Origin of the sequence: Allomuricauda sp. CAU 1633, assembly GCF_017313225.1 — a bacterium.
GTDB lineage: Bacteria > Bacteroidota > Bacteroidia > Flavobacteriales > Flavobacteriaceae > Flagellimonas.
Genome location: NZ_JAFLNE010000004.1, coordinates 205,297 through 225,799, shown reverse-complemented (window position 1 = coordinate 225,799; position 20,503 = coordinate 205,297). Strand labels below are relative to the sequence as shown.

Here is a 20,503-nt window from a genome sequence, read left to right as displayed (position 1 = left end):
TGTAACAGTTTTTTAACCCATAGGCCCCATCACCAAGGCTTCTTCACCAATTTTAAGTCCTTCGCAGTTTCTTGAAAACCCGTTGTTTTCTAAGGGGATATGGAAAGTGAGAATAGATTCTTCAGCCGATGAAACAACGGGCAACCAACGGTAGGGTAGGTCCAGTTCAAGAGCTTTTGGGTCATGCAGTTTAAATACAACATAGTCTCCTTGCTGATGCTTAAATTTCGCGGGCTTCGCAAAATTTAATTCAATCGTTTGGTCATTTACCTTATTCTTGGCTATGAGCTTTACGATTCTATCGTCCAAATAGTTATCTGCATCTGTTTTGGACCAGATTTTATCCTTATTCATCTGCAAGGCGGCCAAAAAACCTCCTGTTATGCTTCCCTCAAAACCACCACCGGGAAATGCCCATGCCGATGCGAAGTACAAATTTGGAATCAAGAAATTATTTCTGAATCGTTTGGTGCCGGTTTGATCTAAAGTTTGGGCAAAACCATATACCGATCCACTGGGATTAGAGGTATATTTCTGAACAGTTTTAGATGTTGCCACTTCATAATATTCAATCGTATCGCGAATTCCGGGAAATTGCTTTTCTAATCGCTGCAATACTATTTGGGCTACTTCTTCCTTTTTCGCTTTGTAATCTTCTTCATTTAAATTTTCCCAATCTTTCAAATAATCCACGGAACAGATTACACCAGCGGACTTGTTGGGTGGCGCCAGTTGGGCATCTATTTGATTATAATCCACAAAAATGAAGCTGCGCTTTGACCAATCACTCAAGTGGTTGGGCTTCACATCTTTTAAGGACTCCACACCTTCGCCTGGAATATAATTGGAATAATGCTTTACACCCAAACTCCTCAATTCCGTTTTAAAACCAAGATATATGCACAACAAGGAGCAAGAATTGGTTTTATCCTTTATTTTTTGTTGAAGTGCCGTTGCATGAGGTTCATCCAACATAGACGGCACCAATGGAATGGCACAATTAGCCACGACATTATCACATAAAATGGTGACAGGTTCCGTACTTTTTGTAAAACTATCGCGGAAGGTGACTCCCGTTACACGACTATTCTCCGTAACGATTTTCTCTACCTTTTTCCCCAATAAAACTTGCCCTCCGTTCTTTTCTATATATGTTGCAAGGTGATTGGAAAGCTGTTGCGAACCACCCTTTACAAAATGTCCGCCATTTCCAATAAAGCCCGAAAATGGTAAACCAAAATAGAACATGGACAATGTGTAAGGATCATCTCCCCAATAGACAATATGCGCTACTAGGTCGAGTTTGGCTTTTTCGTTGGTAATGTATTTATCCAGCCAAGACCCAACTGTGTGCCTAGTTGCCTGCACCAGGTTGGGATAAAGCAATGGCATTAGAGGATATATTAACTTTCGTTTTAATGGTGTACGTGGCAAACTCACAGCTTCCTTACGTATGCCCGCGATTAATTTAAAAAACCGTTTGATGCCTTTTTCTTCATCTGGATATTTGGTGATGAGCGCTTTGGTTGCCGCATCAAAACCATGTGGAAATACAAAAGTGTCCTTGTTTGAATGTACGGCATAGAATTCAGGCACTTTAACCAACTCAACTTCTTTGCTCACATCCAGCATATCAAATATTCGTGGTAATGAACCATTGTCCACCAAGCCGCTCATTTCATGCAGTCCGACTTCTATAATGAAATCGCCTCTTTTGAAGGAGGTGGCACAGCCCCCTGGCTTATAATGTTGCTCTAGTAAAAGGACCTTTTTGCCGAATTTTGAAAGGGTGGCAGCGGCTGTCAAACCAGCTAAGCCTCCGCCGATGATGATAGTGTTATATTTCATGGTACTACGCTTTTACATTGAGTTCATTTCTTACAATATTTCTAAACCGTGTATGGCTGATATAATGGTCTTCCAATAGTTTACCATAGTGTAAAAGATTAAAAACGACATCATCGGCGATTGTTCCCTCGCAGTCTGATATATTGGCCAGGTTCAACCGCTGCAATACAGCAATGTTTGGATGAATTGAATTCATGACAAATCACTTTTACTTACTTCCATTATTTATGTTGACGCTTAAAAAGTCTCAGTGACCATTGGAATGATGACAACGTGCTTAACCATCAGATAGTCAAGGTTTAAAACATCATGACAGGATACCACATTTTAGATAAAGAAACCATGATAAAGATCAGTTAAGTAGTTTAAAATAAATCGATTAGGTGATGCTTCATGGTAATGCCATATTTTTGGCAGAAACCCAAAAAAGTCAAAAGAAGTTTCTCATTGCGCTTCAAATGACAATGATGAGGATTTTCCGTTATTTTGTGGTTCAACAAATATATTCAGCATGAAATCACCCAACTGGCAGACCGCCATGGAATTTGAGGACATTACCTATAAAAAATCTGACGGCGTGGCCCGCATTGCCTTTAATCGCCCTGATGTACGCAATGCCTTTCGCCCCAAAACCACCAGCGAACTTTACAAAGCTTTCTACGATGCCCAAGAAGACACCTCTATTGGTGTGGTGTTACTTTCGGGCGAGGGACCGTCCAGCAAAGATGGAAAATGGGCCTTTTGTAGTGGGGGTGACCAAAAGGCTAGGGGACATAAGGGGTATGTGGGCGATGATGGTTACCACCGTTTGAATATCCTCGAAGTTCAGCGTCTTATCCGTTTTATGCCGAAAGTAGTCATTGCAGTAGTGCCCGGTTGGGCCGTTGGGGGAGGGCATAGCCTTCATGTGGTCTGCGATATGACCTTGGCCAGTAAGGAACATGCCATTTTTAAGCAGACCGATGCCGATGTTACCAGCTTTGATGGTGGATATGGGTCGGCCTATTTGGCGAAAATGGTGGGACAGAAAAAAGCCCGCGAGATTTTCTTTTTAGGTCGAAATTATTCTGCCCAAGAAGCCTTTGAAATGGGTATGGTAAATGCCGTTATTCCCCATGATGAATTGGAAGACACGGCCTATCAATGGGCCCAAGAGGTGTTGGCCAAGTCGCCAACGTCTATAAAAATGCTCAAGTTTGCCATGAACCTTACAGATGATGGTATGGTGGGGCAACAAGTTTTTGCAGGAGAAGCGACACGTTTGGCCTATATGACTGATGAAGCCATTGAAGGAAGAAATGCCTTTTTAGAAAAACGGAAACCTAACTTTGGGAAAGACAAATGGATTCCGTAAGTCAATTATCAATTGACAATGAACAATTTACATTGAATAATACCCAATTGTCATTCTGTCGGATAAGATTGAGATTCTTCTCTTTGCTCAGAATGACATTTGGTAATTGGCGGGATTCGTGTGATTCGTGAAATTCGTGTCGAACTACCATTTACAAAAGGGCTGTAAACCAAAAAGAGCCTTGCCACTTGGGTCAAGACTCTTTTACGAGAACACTATATGAAAATGAAAAAATTACTTTCTATTTTAATTACATTGTAAATGTACCACCAGAGTCCCCACAAATGAAATTATTGTTGTGAAACCCCCTATTGTTGTGGCGATGGGAAACGTTTTTGTAAGTCATCCCATTTTTTAACGACTTAATCGGAAATACCAACATCATGAAAATCAAATTCATAACCATTGTTATTAGTGTTTTATTGGTTTCATGCTCCTCATCTTCTACTTCAGAGGATATGGTTTCTGACATAGATGGAACCCCAATGGAAGGAGAAATGGGAAGCAATACTACATTGATGGGTGAATTTGTGGACGCCGCACACCCCACCATGGGACAAGTCACCGTAAACGAAGAACGAACTTCACTTTTCATCACCGATTTTAAATCCGATGACGGCCCTCTGCTCGAAATGTACCTCGCCACTGATTTGGAAGCCACCAATTATATCACTTTGGGAGAATTGAAGGGCCTGGAGGGCAACTTTAATTATACCATCCCCAATGGAGAGACTTTGGATTTTACGGAATACAAATATTTAATGGTCTGGTGTGTTGATTTTTCGGTGAATTTTGGTCATGCCATTTTAGAATAACTGCTACTGAATAGCATCCACCACAGCTTTCAATATCCGATTGGGATCAAAATCAGGTTCTTCGGCCAATCCGGTTCGTACCACAACCAAATCCTTTGAGGGAATCACAAACACATATTGGCCCTGATAGCCATTGCAGGAAAATAGGTCTTTCGGCACATTTGGATATTTTCCTTCGGCATTTAACCAAAAATGGGCTCCGTAGGTGCCATCGGAATGCAGGGTGGGGGTGGTAATATAGTCCACCCATTCCGAATCAAAGATTTGTTCGCCATTCCAAACACCTCTATTCAAATACAGCTGACCAAAACGTGCCCAATCCCGCGTACTGGCCCAAGAATATGATGAACCCACATAGTTTCCAGCAATATCGGCCTCCAAGACCATGGAATGCATTCCAATTTTATCAATCAAAGCTGAGTATGGAAAATCCAAGTATTCCTGATGACTTCGAAACTGCTGTCGAAGAATCCCGGAAAGCAAATTTGTGGTTCCGGAGGAATAGTTCCAAATCTCGGTAGGCTTTGCGATGGCTTTTTTCTCCTTTGGTCTTTGGGTCATATCACTATCCAAAAAAAGCATTTTTGTGACATCAGACATACCGCTATAATCTTCATCCCATTCCAATCCACTTTGCATACGCAGCAAATGGTTTAGCGTAATATCCTTGCGCTCATCATTTTTCCATTCAGCAATTGGGGCAGGCCAGTCCATTTCCAATTTTCCTTGATGCTCCAAAATTCCGAAACACGTGGCCAATATGCTTTTGGTCATGGACCAACCCAAAATAGGCGTGTCTTTGGTAAAACCATCAATATATTTTTCGGCTACCAAATGGCCCTTGTACAAAATCAAAAAGGTTCTTGTTTTTTGTATCTCAGGATTGGCGAAAGCCACAGCCAACGCTTGATTGACTTGATCCATATCTACTTCCGCCATAACAGAATCCAAGGAAGCCGCTTGCCCATACGGATACGGAATCGTATCCATAGATACATTTCTATGCGGCCGAATGGTGAGTTTGCTCGGGTCATAGTCGTCGTTGATGAGTACGGTTCCCAAACCGTCACGATACACCGCAGTACGTTTCATCAGGCCATACACTTTGGAAGAAGCCGATTTTTCTGCTTCGTTCACTTCGGTAGTGGCCAATTCCACCAAAGGGACATTGTTGTCGTTCAAGTTCATGGAGGCTTCGGAACGACCTGCCACATATACTCCAGAGGCCACATTCTTGGATGCGTAACCGGAGATGATGTTCAATTTGGGATAATTCAAATAAACCACCACTCCAATTACAATCAATAGGAGCAGTAAAATGCGCTTAAGTAGTTTCATGGTTTTGGATTTGTCGTAACTTTCTGCATCTAAATATAAACATAAAAGATATGTCCAACATTGGATTAATCATAGAAGAACGTAGTAGGGATATCGGGGATTTTTTGGTGGGACGACTCATTCCTTTTCGGAAAAAAAGAATGATAGGTCCTTTTATTTTTATCGACCATATGGGACCCACTGAATTGGGGCCAGCAAGATATATGGATGTAAACCAACATCCCCATTTAGGACTGTCCACCTTGACTTTTATGTTGGAAGGTGAAATAATGCATGAGGACAGTTTGGGTACCCAACAACGCATTAAACCCGGTTCGGTAAATTGGATGACGGCTGGAAAAGGAGTCACCCATACCGAACGAACTCCAAAAGATATGCGGGATGGAACCATCTTTACGGCCCATGGCTATCAAATTTGGGTGGCTTTACCAAAGGAATTGGAAGAAATGGAACCTGAATTCCATCATATTGACGGGAATGATTTGCCTAAATGGACGGATGACACTGCCGAATTCACCTTGGTGGCCGGAAAAGGGTATGGAAAAGAATCGCCCGTTCCCGTTCATTCCGAATTGTTCATGGTAGAAGTGAAAACCGAAGAAAGCTATTCCTTGAATGTAAATGGGAAACTGAAAGGTGAAATCGGGATTTGCATTGTGGAAGGCAGCATTGAAGCCTGCGGGGAAGTCGTCGAAAAAGGGAATATTCTGGTATCTAAAGTGGAGGACACCTGTAACATCATATTGCGTCCAAAAACACATTTGTTGTTATTTGGTGGGGAACCTTTTCCAGAAGAGCGACACATTTATTGGAATTTTGTGTCTTCAGGCAAGGAAAAAATTGAGGCAGCCAAAGAAGCATGGCGGAGCAAGACTTTCCCCATGATGGAAAATGATGACACCTATGTGCCCTTACCTGAATAAAATCAAGAAATATGTATCTTTAGGAATAAACCATTCCTAACGCCTATTGAAGAAATTACTCTTTTCTTTTATCGTGTTGGCTTCCTGTACCCAACAAAAGCCAGTTCAAAAACCCACTCATGAATGGATAGGGCATGAGGTAACAGCATCGGCCTATAATTCGGTTTTTTGGCAAACAGATACCATCAATCCATCCGTAGCAGCTTGGGGTGATACATTACAACCAGGCATGAAGTGCATTGCGGTTTCCCGAGATCTTATTAAAATGGGATTGCAACACAACACCATGGTAAAAATCGATACCTTTCCAGATACCTTCTACGTGAAGGACAAAATGCACTATCGCTGGCGAAACCGAATTGATATTTATATGGGAGAGGATGTAAAAAAGGCCCGGGAATGGGGGAGAAGGAAACTTATGATCTGCTATGCCATTCCCATTGAATAAGATTTAGTTATCCCACTGAAAAGCAAAATACATGCATTGCTCATCACCGATATTTTTGATGGCATGGGGCACTTGTGAGGCCAAATAGTATACGTCGCCTGCCTTTCCTTGGTACATTTCATTACCGATTTCCATTTCGGTCTCTCCTTTGACCATAATAACCAACTCTGCCGCTGCATGCGTGTGCGGTTCATGACTTTTTATACCCGAGTTTAAATTGGTGACGTGCATCTCGTAATAAGGGCACATGGCCGTTTCTCTATGGAAGTAGTTCCGAATTCCGCCCCTGTCGTGCGTGCTGTATTGTACCCCATCAAAATCAATGATGATTGAACCCTCCTCGTTCCCTCTATCCAAATCCATAGGTTGATGGGAGGTGTAGACCATATGATAATATTGTGCCTTTGCTGTTTTAGCATTTACAGTGGCCTTGTCACCGGGCATAATAACAACCACACTGTTTGGCCCTATTGTTTTGGTGTCTCCGTTTAGGTCCACTGTGAGTTCTCCTTCCTTGGCAATGATAATCTGTTCCCTCTCCTCATTCAAGAACATTTTTTTAGAAGCAGGCACCAACGTTTCCAGTGTTAGTTCCATTGTTTTAAAATGGACGGTTTCACCTTCGAGCAAAGTGGTGTCATGCGCGGTTTCGCCTACCTTATATACCTTGGATTGGACTCGTTTGGGTGCCACATCACTCCATAACCATTCCAATGACTCTGGTAAAATGGCCCCTCCGTGATTACCATCATGCCCTCCGGTCCCCGGTACAAACTTGTAATCATACTCTTTAAACTTTAAGGCAGATTCCATCTGCAAATTGGCCAACCACCAATTGCCATATTCCAGATTCAGGTCATTGGACCCATCTTGCAGGAAAACTTTGATGTCCTTGGGCTCATTTTTGCGAATCATGGAGGGATAATTATGTCCTCCCCGGATATCGGTAAAGCTTCCAATATGGCTCAACACTTTTTGAAATTTGTTGGTATGGAACCACGCTACAGAAAATGCACAAATGCCCCCCGAAGAAAGACCGCAAATGGCATTCATCTTTGGGTCATCAGAAATCTTATAGTTCTTTTTGAGTTCGGGAATAAGTTCTTGAAGTAGAAAATCACCATACGTACCTGAAACTTCATCGTATTCAAGGGTTCTATTGGTGACTCGCCACGGACTCTCGGCCTTCGGAGCATCCTTATCATGGCCTGGATTAATGAACAATCCAATAGTTACTGGCATTTTTTGTTGGGCAATCAGGTTATCAAAAACCGTAGGCACCCTAAACTCCCCTTCCAAATCCACATAGGTATGTCCATCCTGAAAAACCATTAGCGCAGCTTCTGAAGAGCCATCATACTGTGCTGGCACATACACATAATACTCCCGAACTGTATTGGGGTAGATGTCACTTTCCCAGACATACTTACTCACAGTACCCTTTGGAATACCCTCATAAACCTCAGAATTGGGTCCAAGCTGATACTCTTCTTGGGCATTCATGAAAAGGCAGCCAAAAACACCTACAATAAAGCTAATTCTAGTTTTCATGTATTGTTGATTATTTGAATTTCATAAACTTTTTGGCTTTCGTCCATTTCACCATCAAACACCACGATTCGATATTGCAACATATGGGTTTTCTTGGACTTAATCTATATGGAGGCACATTAAAGATATTAAATAATAGTAGATGCTGTTTTTAATTTTAGGTTACATTTGGGCATGGCTCCATTTCAATTTTATTTGAAAAAAATAAGTCTAACAGTCTTTTTGGGAACACTTTTTATTTCATGCAAAGTTCAAAAAGAGATTGTGGACATCCCCATAATTTTTGATGAGCAACGGATTGAACTTACCAAAGAATATTTGGCCCAACGTTACAGATTGGAGCAAGATACCACCACCATTGTCCCTAAAATGATTGTGCTGCACTGGACGGCCATCCCAACCTTGAAAAAATCGTTTGCCGCTTTTAATAGGTCTACTCTGCCCAATTGGCGACCTGATTTGGAAAATGTGAGTGGATTAAATGTGTCTTCCCATTTTTTGGTGGATCGGGATGGTACTATTTATCGTTTGATGCCCGAAACCGTCATGGCACGTCACACCATAGGGTTGAACCACTGCGCCATCGGAATTGAAAATGTAGGTGGAACGGGAGGCTTTCCATTAACCAAAAAACAGCTGAAGTCCAATATTTATTTAGTGAAGTATCTCGCTTCAAAATATAATATTGACTATGTGATAGGTCATCAAGAATATACACTTTTCGAAGGACATCCCCTATGGCTGGAAGTGGATGATGGGTACCGCACAACAAAAACTGACCCAGGCATGGATTTCATGAAAAAAGTGCGAAAAGCGACTAAAAAATTTAACTTTAAACCCGTTCCAACAAAATAAAGCTATGCTCAATAGACTGCTTCCCATTTTTATAGCGTTACTGACAATTTCAATGCAAGGTCAGGACCCTATTACCTCCAAACTGTATGAAACCTATGAAAAGTACAAAGAGCCATCCTTGGGGGAGCGGCGTATTAAACATCGGGAAATACAGCCTTTGATTCAGCAATTCAGGGCCAACCCAAAGTTTGATGTACATAAAGTAGGGGAGTCCATTGAAGGGCGGGATTTGAGTCTTATCAGTATTGGTACAGGAGACATTAACGTGTTTTTATGGTCACAGATGCACGGCAATGAGCCTACGGCCACACAAGCCATTTTTGATATTCTCCATTTTTTGGATTCTTCCGATTTTGAGCAAGAGAAAAGCGAAATCCTTTCGAAATTAAAACTTCACTTTTTGCCGATGGTAAATCCAGATGGGGCAGAAGTGTACCAGCGCAGGAATGCGTTGGGCATCGACATCAATCGAGATGCACTGCGATTGCAATCACCCGAAGGACGGGCCCTAAAACGGATTCGGGATAGTTTGGATGCTGATTTTGGTTTCAACCTGCATGACCAAAGCACCTATTACAATGCAGAATTGACGGACAAACCGGCCACGATTTCCTATTTGGCTACGGCCTTTAATTATGAAAAAAACATCAACGAGGTACGGGCGAATGCCATGAAGGTGATTGTGTACATGAACAAGATTATTCAAAATTATGCACCTGGACAGGTAGGACGATACAGTGACGATTTTGAACCCCGTGCTTTTGGCGATAATATTGCCAAATGGGGTACCAGCCTTATTTTAATTGAATCAGGCGGATACACCAATGATCCAGAAAAACAGGAAATACGGAAACTCAACTATGTTTCCATCCTTTCGGCTTTGTATACTATTGCCAATGGCAGTTACAAAAGTATTCCTGTGGAAGATTATGAGAAAATCCCACATAACGACAGGAAGTTATTCGACCTAAAGATTGAAAATGTTACCTATGAACTTTTGGGGAACGACTATATTTTGGATTTGGGCATTTTCAGAAATGAAATTGACCTTAAAGGGCACAACGATTTTTATTACAAAAGTGTGGTGGATGACCAGGGCGACCTTTCCACATTTTATGGGTATGAAACATTTGATGCTTCGGGATATACCATTGTTCCTCCAAAAGTGGCCAACATGGGTAACAATCAGAATGCGAAAAATCTTTTGCAAGAAGGAATTGCTTATGTGAAGACCATGCTTCCTGATACTGGTTTTTCTGTGAATCAGCCAGTTCACAAAATCGGGTTAAATTTTAAATTGAATTCATTCAATCTGCAACCGGGAGTGAACCCAACTTTTTTTCTGGAAAAGGAGGGAATAATAACCCACGCGGTCATCAATGGTTTTTTATTGGATTTATCCAAACCACTTGAAGAACAAAAATTCGGAAATGCACTGATCTATCGCTAGTAGCCGTAATGAAAGGTAATGCTGGAACCATTTATAATCAAAATGGTCAACATAACTAGCAGTACGCAAACAATTGAAGCAAAAAGAGAAAGTACCACACTTTTAAATCCGTTGGAAAAAGGACCTATGGCACTGTTGTCGATAATTTCTTTTACTACATCCATCACATTTCATTTTACGTTTAACTTTTCCTCGGGTCATTAGGATGTTTTTAGTTGTCGTCTGTATCCTATAAACAACTATCGGTCTAAAAACCCTACGTTTTGGACGTTATCCCCAAGATTTCCCGTATTTTCTTGCCCAGATTTATACAATTATGAGAAAACTAATTTTTACAACTTTATTCCTAGTGGCAATTCAAGGGGTGTCAGCACAGGGCAACGTCACCGATTTGTTTAATGGTAAAAATCTCGACGGATGGGTCAACCATGGCGAAGAAAAGTGGTTTGTTGAAAATAGCGAACTTATCTGCGAAAGTGGACCCAAAGCCGAATACGGATATTTATCCACCGAAGATTTTTATGATGATTTTGAATTGACTTTGGAATTTAAACAAGAAGCGGATGGGAATAGCGGTGTTTTTATCCGTTCCACTTTTGAAGGTACCAAAGTGAGCGGTTGGCAAGTGGAAGTGGCCCCTCCCGGAAAAGATACAGGGGGAATTTACGAATCGTATGGTCGTGGTTGGTTGATTAAACCTGACCCAGAAAAAGACAAGGCCCTTAAAATGGGGGAGTGGAACACCTTAAAAATAAGGGCGGAAGGTCCAAGCATCACTTCTTGGCTCAACGGCACAGAAATGGTGCATTTAGAAGATGAAAAAATTGGCGAGGGCAAAGGGGCCATTGCCCTTCAGATTCATGATGGTGGTGGTATTCGTGTAAAATGGCGGAATATTAAGATTACCCCTTTGGACACAAAATAAAAAATGCCCGGTCAAATTGCCGGGCTTTTTTTATAACTATTATGATTACACCTTTATTCGCAACCCCCAGTAAAACCTTTGGCATTGAACTTGGTCTGTACGGCACCTTGAAGGCTTCCATTGGTCAATTGTATCACCAAGTTATTTTCGCCACTGCCATCTCGTTTTGGAGTGCAGTACTCAAAAAGATAAAAACTATTGGCCTGCTCAGAGACCCGTTGCGAAATTTGGTTAAAGGTCGTTTCCAATTCTTCCTTATTTCCAGCGAACACACTAGCGGTCTTTCCTATTTGCATGAGAATGTCCGCATCGATCTCTGCACCTAGACCAATGGTGAAGTAAGAGATGTTTCTACTTGCATTTTCAACAGCTCTCAGTGCGTTGTCTTCACTATAGCGCGAAGCTTGGTCCGTACCATCCGTAAACAATACAATGGATGCCGCACCAATCAAAGATTCTTGTTGACTTTCCCTCAGCAAATCTTCAGCAATATCCGTGGATTTAATTACAGCTCCATACAAATCTGTCGAGGGGTCATTGCTGATATCCGCAGTAATACCATCAATAGCCGCGGTCAATTCAGTTGCAGAAGACGACGGTTCATTCAGAAGATGCAATTCATCCTCACCATCAAACCAATAAATAGCCATTTTAAAAGACTCTGTTTCTGGAGTTGGCATCACATTATTGACAAAACTTGTTGAAGCCGATTTCAATTCTGCCAAACTACTTTGAAGTACACTATTACTTAAATCCAGTACTAAAACGGTATTGTTGTTGAACACCTGGGTATTTGGTGAAATTCGGGCCTGCGACTCGGATGAAGAAATTACATTGAAGCAATCATCATTTCGTCCTTGTTCGTAAATGGTGAATTGGTCTGCACTCAATCCAGATATTGGATTACCCTGAAGGTCTGACACTCTAAAAAGAATGGAAACTTTGGCAGGTAACGCGGTAAATTGATCCTGTATGGAAAGTAACAACTCGTTATCATCAAAACCAAGACAGTCATCAGGGCTCTGTCCTTGACCCAATTCTCCATCATTAATGTCAAAATTGACATCATCATCGGCATTTCCACAAGAGAAAATTAAAAAAGTAAGGGATAGCAAAAAACAATAGCGAAAAGCGTTTTTCATTTTCATATAAAGTTAAGGTTCAACATGCAAAACGTTGAATCTGCCTGAAAATTATCTTATGGAGTCACAATAGATTTAAAGAAAAGTTAAAAAAAGAGGGGTGCTGTTAAAAAAAGAACATTCGATTAATTTTTTGATAACTTCAACAGCAATAGTAACAACAAACAATCAATTCAAAAAACTATGCCAACGTATCAAATCACTGTCAATGGCACGTCAAAAACAGTCGACGTTGCTGAGGACACTCCCGTTTTATGGGTGCTTCGAGATCATTTAGATCTTGTGGGCACCAAGTATGGATGTGGAATTGGGCAATGTGGTGCCTGTACCATCCATGTTGATGGCACCGCCATGAGAAGCTGTTCCCTAACCCTTTCCCAAGTAGAAGGAAAATCCATTACCACCATTGAAGGACTATCGGAAGATGGTACCCATCCCGTTCAAGAAGCCTGGAAAGAAGTGGATGTTCCCCAATGCGGGTATTGCCAAGCCGGTCAGATTATGACTGCCTCCGCTTTTTTGGCGAGCAATCCCAATCCCTCAGAAGAGGACATTGAAAACGCCATGCACGGCAATATCTGCCGATGTGCGACCTATACCAGAATCCGTAAAGCGGTACAAATTGCTGCGGACAACATGGAATAAATCCCTTTTCATTACAAAAAACTAGAACATGTCAATAAATCCTATACATAATTCACTTAGTAGAAGGTCATTTCTGCGCAATTCTTCGCTGGCCGGAGGAGGCTTGCTGATTGGCTTTAATCTTTTCCAGGCGTGCAAACCCAAAGTCATTCAAGAACCCGCCATTGATTTGGCCAGTTTGGATTATAACGACTTTAATGCCTTCATCAAAATTGCCGATAACGGCGCGGTCACCATTTTTTCACCAAACCCAGAAGTGGGTCAGAATGTAAAGACCTCCATGCCCATGATCATAGCCGAAGAGCTGGATGTGGCTTGGAAGGATGTTTACGTGGAGCAAGGTATTTTGGATACCAATAATTACACCCGGCAGGTAGCTGGAGGTAGTCAATCCATCCGATTTGGATGGGATGCCCTCCGTCAAACTGGAGCCGCCGCCAAGCAAATGCTGGTGAGTGCTGCTGCTGCACGTTGGGGCGTTGATCCATCAGAATGTTCTGTTAGCGAAGGTGTCATCACCAATGCCGCTGGTGAAACACTGGGTTATGGTGATGTCGTAAAAGAAGCCGCCCAGTTGGAGGTCCCTGAAGATGTCCCACTCAAAGACCCTAGCGAGTACAAAATCATGGGCAAACCCACGCCCAACGTGGATATCGACAAAATTATTACTGGAAAACCATTATATGGAATGGACTACAAAGCAGAAGGCATGGTATACGCCGCTGTTTTGCGTCCACCAGCCTTTGGGCACAAATTGGTTTCCTATGATGATACCGAAGCTAGAGCCATGCCGGGAGTTGTGGATGTATTCACCATTGGAGAAAAAATACGTGGGCTCATGGAAGAAATCCCTAGAATTGAAAACATTTTAAGCTCAAGTGATAAAGTCGTGGTGTTAGCGAATTCCACATGGGAAGCCCTAAAGGCCAAAAAAGCAATTAAGGCCGAGTGGCAGGAAGCCACCAAAGCTGAAAACACAGAGGAGCACGACAAAATATTGACAGACTTATTGGATGGCAACAAATTTGAAACCATGCGATCTGATGGTAATGTGAAAAAAGCATTCGCAGAAGCGGATGAAATTTTGGAGCGTACCTATGAGTCGCCCTTTTTATCGCATAGCTGTATGGAGCCGATGAACTTTTTCGCCCATGTTACCGATGAAAAAATACATTTGGCGGGGCCCATCCAAACCCCAGAGGGAACTGCAAATTTTGTGGCCCAATTACTTGGAAGGGAAGCGGAGGAAGTCCATCTGGAAATGACCAGGATTGGTGGTGGTTTCGGAAGAAGGCTTTATGGTGACTTTGCCATTGAGGCTGCTGAAATTGCAGAAAAAGCAAAGAAACCGGTAAAACTAGTGTATAGTCGTGAAGATGATATGGAAGATGGTATTTACCGAATGGCCATCAAATACAGAATCAAAGCCGGTATTAAGGATGGAAAGGTCACAGCCTACCACCTTAAAGAAGCCGCAGTTAATTCCAATATGTACGGATTGGTTCCCAATTTCTTCCCCGCAGGAGCCATTGAAAACTACCAAGTTGATACCGCAGTGTATGATAGCAATATCACCACTGGAGCGTGGCGCGCACCCTATACCAATTTTTTGGCCTCTGCCGAGCAAAGTTTCTTTGACGAGTTGGCCGAGTTGATGGAGGTGGATAAAATTCAGCTTCGGTTGGACTTATTGGACAAGGTAAAACCTGAGGAAGATGAGCGCATTCAATATTCCCCAGAGCGCATGAAGGAAGTGATTCACTTGGCTGTTGAAAAATCGGGATGGGGCACCAAACCTGATAATGTTTACCAAGGTTTTGTAAACTATTACTGCCACAACACCCATGTGGCTGAAGTGGCCGATGTGGAGATTGAGAATGGAGAGCCGGTAGTGAAGAAAATCACTTGCGTGGTGGACTGCGGTATTGTAGTGAATCCCCTTGCAGCCAAAAATTTGGTGGAAGGTGGAGTTTTGGATGGCCTGGGCCATTCCATGTATACCGAAATGACCTTTAAGAATGGAAAGCCAACAACCACCAATTTTGATGGATACCGATTGCTTCGCATCAAAGAAGCACCCATAGTGGAGACCTTTTTCGTGGAAAATGACCTTCCCCCAACCGGATTGGGCGAGCCAACCTTGCCACCCGCAGGAGGGGCTGTGGCCAATGCCATGAAAGCCGCCACGGGCAATAGACTTTATAAGCAACCATTTACCAAAACACCAGAACTTTTAAAAGTACCAGAAAAAGAAATTATAGGTTGATTATATGACAATACTCTTGTTTGGAATTACAAAGGACATCGTGGGAGCACCCACGTTGTCCATTCCTACAGCTAGCGTAACAGGAAAAAAAATACCAAAAACGGTAAAGGAATTGAAAGAATTTTTGGGTAACACCTATCCAGAACTGAACAAACTGTCGTCTTTGGCCGTAGCCGTAAACAACAGCTACGCTGAGGATGACCAAGTCATCAATTCCTATGATGAAATTGCACTTATCCCCCCGGTAAGTGGGGGATAATCCATGCAAAATCGGTAACTTACCACTGAAAAAGAAGCAACGGATTTATGCTGATAGACAATCACGGAAGAAAAATCAATTATTTACGACTGGCGGTAACCGACCGGTGCAACTTGCGTTGTAATTATTGCATGCCTTCGGAAGGCATCAATTTTGTAAAAAATGATAGGTTGCTCACCATTTCGGAACTAAAGCAGGTCAGTAAAATATTGGTCTCGCAAGGGATTGATAAAATTCGGATTACAGGCGGCGAACCCTTTGTTCGTAAAGATTTAATGGAATTAATGCGCCATCTTTCCAAATTGGAAGGGCTCAACGATATTTCCGTAACTACCAATGCAACTTTAATAGGTCCCCATATTGATGAACTCAAGGAATTGGGCATTACCAACATCAATGTGAGTTTAGATTCCATCAATCGGGAAACTTTTGAACGCATTACACGTAGAAAACAATTTGATACGGTACACAATAATCTAATCCGATTGATAACGGAAGGATTCAACGTTCGTATCAACTTTATTGTTTTGGACGGACAGAACGAGCAGGACATCATTCCTATTTTAGATGTCATGAAACACCATAATGTTTCTGTTCGATTTCTAGAGGAAATGCCATTTAATGGTGGTTCCAAGAATTTCAATACCATCAAATGGAATTATAAGGCCATTTTGGAGCATATCGCCAACACCTATCCCAATTACAAAAAACTGGAATCTCCGAAGGAATCAACTTCTATCAATTATCAAATTGAAGGGCATACCGGGACTTTTGGGATAATTCCTTCCTTTAGTCGGACGTTTTGTGGCAGTTGTAATCGTTTACGGATTACCGCAACAGGGGATGTCATCACCTGTTTATACGGCAAACCTATGGCCAATTTGAGGGATTTGGTTCGTGGCGAATCAAACACGGAAAAAATAAAGGAAACCATTCTCACCGCCATTGGCAACCGTGCAAAAACTGGTTTTGAGGCACAAGAAAAACATGCCCAAACGGTATTTGATAATTCCATGACCTCAATAGGAGGTTAATTTTTGGATAAAATAGAATAATATGGCCCGCACGACACCCCAACTATATGGATTGGTCCTTGCAGGAGGAAAAAGCACCCGAATGGGTTCAGATAAAGGACTGCTTACCTATCACGGCATTCCACAACAAGAATACCTTTATCAATTGTTGGGAGAACTTTGCGATGATGTCTTTTTGAGCATTCGAGATGAGCAAAGCGATTCAATTCCAAATAGCTTCAAGACGATTGTCGATAAAAATGAATACCGTGGACCGTTCAATGGCATATTGAGTGCACATAAAGCATATTCTGACGTAGCTTGGTTGGTTTTGGCCTGCGACTTACCCCTTCTTGACCTGGAAACTTTAAAACACTTGGTCGAAAATAGGGACTCAAAACAAGGCGCAACATCATTTGCCACCAAAGAAACCAAACTTCCAGAACCCTTGATTACCATTTGGGAACCTAAAGGACTACGTGAAGCGATACACCATATGCAAACCGCTGAAAGTTCATGCCCCCGTAAATTTTTGATCAATTCTGATACAAAATTGGTCTTTCCTGAACATGACGAGGTACTTTATAATGCCAATAATATTGAGGATTATAAATATGCCAAATCCAAACTAGTTTGACCGATGAGCCGATATATCAGACAAACCCAATTGAAGGATTTTGGACCAGTAGGGCAGAAGAAATTGTCCCAAAGCAAGGTTTTGGTCGTGGGTTTGGGTGGACTGGGACTACCTGTACTTCAATATTTGAATGCAATGGGTGTGGGTACGTTGGGTTTGATGGATCAAGATCTCATTGAACTGCACAATCTGCAACGACAGGTATTGTATTCTGAACAGGACATAGGACGATTGAAGTTGGAAGTGGTCCATGAAAAATTGAGTACGCAAAATTCACAAACGCATTTTAACCTTCATGACTCTTTTTTGACCAAGGACAATGCATTGGAGATTATAAAGGACTATGATTTGGTTGTGGATGCCACCGATAATTTCCCGACGCGATATCTGATTAACGATGCCTGTGTTCTACTAAAGAAACCCTTTGTATATGGGGCATTACATAGTTTTGAAGGGCACGTGAGCGTTTTCAACTACCAGAACGGCCCCACTTATCGCTGCCTCTATCCCAACATGCCAAGTGCAGAAGAGGTACCCAATTGTAATGAAAATGGAGTTTTGGGAGTCATCCCAGGAATTATAGGGACTTTTCAAGCGTTGGAAGCTATAAAAGTGCTAACCGGAATAGGGGAGGTGCTCTCTGGAAAACTACTCTTGTTTGATGGCCTGAGCCAACGTTCTACCCAAATCGGTTTCAAACTGAATCCAAAGAATTTGGAGCTGAAAAAACTTCAGGATTTTTATGAACCTTTGGATTGTGATGTAGTGCCTGCGATAACCGCCGAAGATTTTCAATCATTATTGGATTCGAAAACAGACATCACTTTAATTGATGTTAGAACGGAAGAAGAATTCACAGAACGCAATTTAAAGAAAGCTATCAATGTCCCCTTGGATTGTTTGGAACTCGCATCAAACCATATTACTTCCGATGATACTATTTATGTGATTTGTCAATCTGGGAAGCGCAGTGAAATAGCTGTAAAAAAACTTCAAGACCAATATCCCAACAAACAGTTTATTAATATTTTGGGCGGAATGAACAAAATTGCCAGCCTATGTCCTTAGATGCCACTGATTTCATCCTATTGACCTTGGCCTTTTTTTTGGTAGCTACACTCTATTCTGCCGTAGGTTTTGGGGGCGGGTCCAGTTATTTGGCCATTTTAACCTTGGTCTTGACCAGCTTTTTTGCCATCCGCACAACAGCCTTGCTTTGCAACTTAACAGTCGTCACTGGAAGTTGCTATCTCTATTACAAAAACGGACATTTGTCCCTCAAAAAATTCTTGCCCTTTGTCATTACCAGTATTCCTATGGCATTTATCGGGGCTTCGTTTCGGTTAAAGGAGCAGGTTTTCTTTATCCTGCTGGCACTGGCATTAATTATTTCGGCCATTGCGCTCATCTATCAGACCATGGCCCGGTATTCCAATTTTAATGTCAAGAAATATCCACCGTACATGTCCTACCTGTTGGGCGCGGGAATTGGATTTTTATCCGGACTGGTAGGTATTGGTGGAGGAATTTTTCTGGCACCCGTGCTTAACCACATGAAATGGGACAAGCCCATTGTCATAGCATCACTTGCCAGTTTTTTTATTTTGGTCAATTCCGTTTCAGGAATTGGTGGTTTGTTGACCAGCAACTCCTTTGAACTCTTTTGGCCCGAAATATTGGGACTACTTTTTGCCGTGCTTCTGGGAGGCCAGTTAGGGGTTCGACTCAGTATTGGTAAATTGTCTGCAAAACGCATTCGCATGCTGACTGGTATTTTGGTATTGTTCGTGGGCATTCGCGTATTGCTGAAAAACGGACTCGAAATCGCACTTTTTTCATGATCACATTTGATGAAGCCTTACAGAACGTTCTGGAAAATTCCCAAAACTACGGGGATGAATCAGTGGAACTGATTAATTCACACGGAAGAATTTTAGCCGAAACCATTGTGGCCGACCGAGATTTCCCACCTTTTGACCGGTCTACCAAAGATGGCATAGCCATTCGGTTTGACGCCCTCAATTCTCAAAATAAAAGTTTTAAAGTTTCAGGGATAGCCCAAGCTGGAAGCCCGCAATTGGTTTTAGACGAAAAAGAATCATGCATTGAGGTGATGACCGGAGCCATTATTCCCCAAAATGCAGATACTGTGGTCATGTACGAACATACCACAAAAGATGGCGAGAAGTTTATCATAAATGAACCTGTCAAAAAAGGTCAAAACATCCATTACCAAGCCAGTGATGTGCATCAAGATGAGATTTTGCTTCAACCTGGAGTCAGAATCACTGCCGCCGAAATTGGCGTATTGGCCACTGTGGGAAAGGCTAATGTTTCCGTAAAAAAACTTCCAAAAGTTGCGGTGATATCCACAGGAAATGAATTGGTGGATGTGGACAAGACCCCGCTACCTTTCCAAATACGGAAATCCAATTCGTATTCCTTGTTTTCCCTTTTGGAAAATGAAAAAATTCAAGGGGATATCCATCATGTATTGGACAAACCTGACGTAATTAAACAGACATTGAAAAACCTCTTGAACGATTACGATGTGCTCTTGCTCAGCGGTGGTGTTTCCAAAGGAAAATACGATTTTCTACCTGAAGCTTTTGATAGTCTGGGAGTTGAAAAGGTCTTTCACAAGGTATTGCAACGTCCTGGAAAACCGTTTTGGTTCGGAAAACATAAATCCTATAACACTACGGTGTTTTCCTTTCCTGGAAATCCAGTTTCTACTTTTGTGAACTATCACCTGTACTTTAAACCCTGGCTTAACAAAACTTTGGGAACGGACACAACGCATTTTGCTGTATTTTTAGATGAACCCTATACCAATAGTACCGATTTGACGCTATTTGTTGGGGTCATCCTAAAATTGATGGAAGGAAAATTAGTGGCCAATACCATCACTTCAACCGGTTCTGGAGATTTGTTGGCCTTGACCAAAGCAGATGGTTTTATAAAGGTGCTTCCGAAGGAAGAAATACCAAAAGGCAAGCTAGTTCCTTTTATCCCAACCAGAAAATTAGTGTGA

At 42.0% G+C, this 20,503-nt stretch carries 21 protein-coding genes; 15 read left to right on the top strand and 6 right to left on the bottom strand.

The features are described from left to right. Positions 1 to 12: 12 nt before the first annotated feature. Both J0X14_RS13115 and J0X14_RS13110 read right to left on the bottom strand, forming a co-directional pair. Positions 13 to 1,848: a phytoene desaturase family protein gene (locus J0X14_RS13115; RefSeq protein ID WP_207098249.1), complete on the bottom strand. Its 1,836-nt coding sequence runs from the start codon at positions 1,846 to 1,848 to the stop codon at positions 13 to 15. A gap of 4 nt (positions 1,849 to 1,852) precedes the next feature. Next, the gene (locus J0X14_RS13110; protein ID WP_207098248.1) at positions 1,853 to 2,044 is read right to left on the bottom strand and encodes a hypothetical protein; all 192 of its coding nucleotides are present in this window, start codon (positions 2,042 to 2,044) and stop codon (positions 1,853 to 1,855) included. A 315-nt stretch (positions 2,045 to 2,359) separates the two neighbouring features. Between J0X14_RS13110 and J0X14_RS13105 the strand changes: the two genes are divergently transcribed. Beyond that, positions 2,360 to 3,202 (top strand): 1,4-dihydroxy-2-naphthoyl-CoA synthase, encoded by an 843-nt coding sequence (locus J0X14_RS13105; RefSeq protein WP_207098247.1) that lies wholly within the window; start codon positions 2,360 to 2,362, stop codon positions 3,200 to 3,202. A gap of 383 nt (positions 3,203 to 3,585) precedes the next feature. Beyond that, positions 3,586 to 4,017, top strand: coding sequence for a DM13 domain-containing protein (locus J0X14_RS13100; RefSeq protein WP_207098246.1), 432 nt, complete (start codon positions 3,586 to 3,588; stop codon positions 4,015 to 4,017). Between the two features lie 3 nt (positions 4,018 to 4,020). Here the strand turns inward: J0X14_RS13100 and J0X14_RS13095 are convergent, their stop codons facing one another. Next, entirely contained in the window at positions 4,021 to 5,355 is a 1,335-nt protein-coding gene (locus J0X14_RS13095) for a serine hydrolase domain-containing protein (RefSeq protein ID WP_207098245.1), read from the bottom strand. Between the two features lie 50 nt (positions 5,356 to 5,405). On the opposite strand from J0X14_RS13095, the gene J0X14_RS13090 reads away from it, so the two are divergent. Together J0X14_RS13090 and J0X14_RS13085 are read left to right on the top strand one after the other, a co-directional pair. Further along, entirely contained in the window at positions 5,406 to 6,278 is an 873-nt protein-coding gene (locus J0X14_RS13090) for a pirin family protein (protein WP_207098244.1), read from the top strand. Positions 6,279 to 6,324: 46 nt separating this feature from the next. After that, positions 6,325 to 6,726, top strand: coding sequence for a 3D domain-containing protein (locus J0X14_RS13085; protein WP_242528027.1), 402 nt, complete (start codon positions 6,325 to 6,327; stop codon positions 6,724 to 6,726). A 3-nt stretch (positions 6,727 to 6,729) separates the two neighbouring features. Here J0X14_RS13085 and J0X14_RS13080 read toward each other — a convergent pair whose 3' ends face one another. After that, positions 6,730 to 8,277, bottom strand: a complete 1,548-nt coding sequence (locus J0X14_RS13080) for a cupin domain-containing protein (protein ID WP_207098243.1) — start codon at positions 8,275 to 8,277, stop codon at positions 6,730 to 6,732. Between the two features lie 195 nt (positions 8,278 to 8,472). Here J0X14_RS13080 and J0X14_RS13075 point away from each other — a divergent pair, with 195 nt between their 5' ends. Then, positions 8,473 to 9,132, top strand: coding sequence for a peptidoglycan recognition family protein (locus tag J0X14_RS13075; RefSeq protein WP_242528026.1), 660 nt, complete (start codon positions 8,473 to 8,475; stop codon positions 9,130 to 9,132). A 4-nt stretch (positions 9,133 to 9,136) separates the two neighbouring features. Continuing rightward, the gene (locus tag J0X14_RS13070; RefSeq protein ID WP_207098241.1) at positions 9,137 to 10,582 is read left to right on the top strand and encodes a M14 family zinc carboxypeptidase; all 1,446 of its coding nucleotides are present in this window, start codon (positions 9,137 to 9,139) and stop codon (positions 10,580 to 10,582) included. On the opposite strand, the gene J0X14_RS13065 is transcribed toward J0X14_RS13070, so the two are convergent. After that, entirely contained in the window at positions 10,579 to 10,746 is a 168-nt protein-coding gene (locus J0X14_RS13065; RefSeq protein ID WP_207098240.1) for a hypothetical protein, read from the bottom strand. The genes J0X14_RS13070 and J0X14_RS13065 overlap by 4 nt on opposite strands. 152 nt (positions 10,747 to 10,898) lie before the next feature. Here J0X14_RS13065 and J0X14_RS13060 point away from each other — a divergent pair, with 152 nt between their 5' ends. Beyond that, positions 10,899 to 11,507: a DUF1080 domain-containing protein gene (locus J0X14_RS13060; protein WP_207098239.1), complete on the top strand. Its 609-nt coding sequence runs from the start codon at positions 10,899 to 10,901 to the stop codon at positions 11,505 to 11,507. A gap of 53 nt (positions 11,508 to 11,560) precedes the next feature. Here J0X14_RS13060 and J0X14_RS13055 read toward each other — a convergent pair whose 3' ends face one another. After that, positions 11,561 to 12,649, bottom strand: coding sequence for a vWA domain-containing protein (locus J0X14_RS13055; protein WP_207098238.1), 1,089 nt, complete (start codon positions 12,647 to 12,649; stop codon positions 11,561 to 11,563). Positions 12,650 to 12,832: 183 nt separating this feature from the next. Between J0X14_RS13055 and J0X14_RS13050 the strand changes: the two genes are divergently transcribed. From J0X14_RS13050 to J0X14_RS13015, 8 genes are read left to right on the top strand one after another with little or no spacing between them, the layout of a single operon-like run. Next, positions 12,833 to 13,294, top strand: a complete 462-nt coding sequence (locus J0X14_RS13050; RefSeq protein WP_207098237.1) for a (2Fe-2S)-binding protein — start codon at positions 12,833 to 12,835, stop codon at positions 13,292 to 13,294. A gap of 28 nt (positions 13,295 to 13,322) precedes the next feature. Further along, a complete protein-coding gene (locus J0X14_RS13045; protein ID WP_207098236.1) occupies positions 13,323 to 15,560 on the top strand; it encodes a xanthine dehydrogenase family protein molybdopterin-binding subunit in 2,238 nt (745 codons plus the stop codon). Between the two features lie 4 nt (positions 15,561 to 15,564). Continuing rightward, positions 15,565 to 15,819, top strand: a complete 255-nt coding sequence (locus tag J0X14_RS13040) for a MoaD/ThiS family protein (RefSeq protein ID WP_207098235.1) — start codon at positions 15,565 to 15,567, stop codon at positions 15,817 to 15,819. A 47-nt stretch (positions 15,820 to 15,866) separates the two neighbouring features. Next, positions 15,867 to 16,853, top strand: coding sequence for a GTP 3',8-cyclase MoaA (gene moaA / locus J0X14_RS13035; RefSeq protein WP_207098234.1), 987 nt, complete (start codon positions 15,867 to 15,869; stop codon positions 16,851 to 16,853). Between the two features lie 22 nt (positions 16,854 to 16,875). Beyond that, positions 16,876 to 17,469 (top strand): NTP transferase domain-containing protein, encoded by a 594-nt coding sequence (locus J0X14_RS13030; RefSeq protein WP_207098233.1) that lies wholly within the window; start codon positions 16,876 to 16,878, stop codon positions 17,467 to 17,469. A gap of 3 nt (positions 17,470 to 17,472) precedes the next feature. Continuing rightward, a complete protein-coding gene (locus J0X14_RS13025) occupies positions 17,473 to 18,537 on the top strand; it encodes a HesA/MoeB/ThiF family protein (protein WP_207098232.1) in 1,065 nt (354 codons plus the stop codon). Next, positions 18,528 to 19,310, top strand: a complete 783-nt coding sequence (locus J0X14_RS13020; RefSeq protein WP_207098231.1) for a sulfite exporter TauE/SafE family protein — start codon at positions 18,528 to 18,530, stop codon at positions 19,308 to 19,310. Before J0X14_RS13025 ends, J0X14_RS13020 begins: the two co-directional genes overlap by 10 nt. Further along, complete coding sequence (locus J0X14_RS13015; protein WP_207098230.1) at positions 19,307 to 20,503, top strand: molybdopterin molybdotransferase MoeA; 1,197 nt, start codon at positions 19,307 to 19,309, stop codon at positions 20,501 to 20,503. The genes J0X14_RS13020 and J0X14_RS13015 overlap by 4 nt, the downstream gene beginning before the upstream one ends.

What these genes read in the sequence shown, in the direction of transcription:
- J0X14_RS13115 (WP_207098249.1), bottom strand. Translation starts at nt 1,848, where the DNA reads ATGAAATATAACACTATCATCATCGGCGGAGGCTTAGCTGGTTTGACA.
- J0X14_RS13110 (WP_207098248.1), bottom strand. Translation starts at nt 2,044, where the DNA reads ATGAATTCAATTCATCCAAACATTGCTGTATTGCAGCGGTTGAACCTG.
- J0X14_RS13105 (WP_207098247.1), top strand. Translation starts at nt 2,360, where the DNA reads ATGAAATCACCCAACTGGCAGACCGCCATGGAATTTGAGGACATTACC.
- J0X14_RS13100 (WP_207098246.1), top strand. Translation starts at nt 3,586, where the DNA reads ATGAAAATCAAATTCATAACCATTGTTATTAGTGTTTTATTGGTTTCA.
- J0X14_RS13095 (WP_207098245.1), bottom strand. Translation starts at nt 5,355, where the DNA reads ATGAAACTACTTAAGCGCATTTTACTGCTCCTATTGATTGTAATTGGA.
- J0X14_RS13090 (WP_207098244.1), top strand. Translation starts at nt 5,406, where the DNA reads ATGTCCAACATTGGATTAATCATAGAAGAACGTAGTAGGGATATCGGG.
- J0X14_RS13080 (WP_207098243.1), bottom strand. Translation starts at nt 8,277, where the DNA reads ATGAAAACTAGAATTAGCTTTATTGTAGGTGTTTTTGGCTGCCTTTTC.
- J0X14_RS13070 (WP_207098241.1), top strand. Translation starts at nt 9,137, where the DNA reads ATGCTCAATAGACTGCTTCCCATTTTTATAGCGTTACTGACAATTTCA.
- J0X14_RS13065 (WP_207098240.1), bottom strand. Translation starts at nt 10,746, where the DNA reads ATGGATGTAGTAAAAGAAATTATCGACAACAGTGCCATAGGTCCTTTT.
- J0X14_RS13060 (WP_207098239.1), top strand. Translation starts at nt 10,899, where the DNA reads ATGAGAAAACTAATTTTTACAACTTTATTCCTAGTGGCAATTCAAGGG.
- J0X14_RS13055 (WP_207098238.1), bottom strand. Translation starts at nt 12,649, where the DNA reads ATGAAAAACGCTTTTCGCTATTGTTTTTTGCTATCCCTTACTTTTTTA.
- J0X14_RS13050 (WP_207098237.1), top strand. Translation starts at nt 12,833, where the DNA reads ATGCCAACGTATCAAATCACTGTCAATGGCACGTCAAAAACAGTCGAC.
- J0X14_RS13045 (WP_207098236.1), top strand. Translation starts at nt 13,323, where the DNA reads ATGTCAATAAATCCTATACATAATTCACTTAGTAGAAGGTCATTTCTG.
- J0X14_RS13040 (WP_207098235.1), top strand. Translation starts at nt 15,565, where the DNA reads ATGACAATACTCTTGTTTGGAATTACAAAGGACATCGTGGGAGCACCC.
- moaA (WP_207098234.1), top strand. Translation starts at nt 15,867, where the DNA reads ATGCTGATAGACAATCACGGAAGAAAAATCAATTATTTACGACTGGCG.
- J0X14_RS13030 (WP_207098233.1), top strand. Translation starts at nt 16,876, where the DNA reads ATGGCCCGCACGACACCCCAACTATATGGATTGGTCCTTGCAGGAGGA.
- J0X14_RS13025 (WP_207098232.1), top strand. Translation starts at nt 17,473, where the DNA reads ATGAGCCGATATATCAGACAAACCCAATTGAAGGATTTTGGACCAGTA.
- J0X14_RS13020 (WP_207098231.1), top strand. Translation starts at nt 18,528, where the DNA reads ATGTCCTTAGATGCCACTGATTTCATCCTATTGACCTTGGCCTTTTTT.
- J0X14_RS13015 (WP_207098230.1), top strand. Translation starts at nt 19,307, where the DNA reads ATGATCACATTTGATGAAGCCTTACAGAACGTTCTGGAAAATTCCCAA.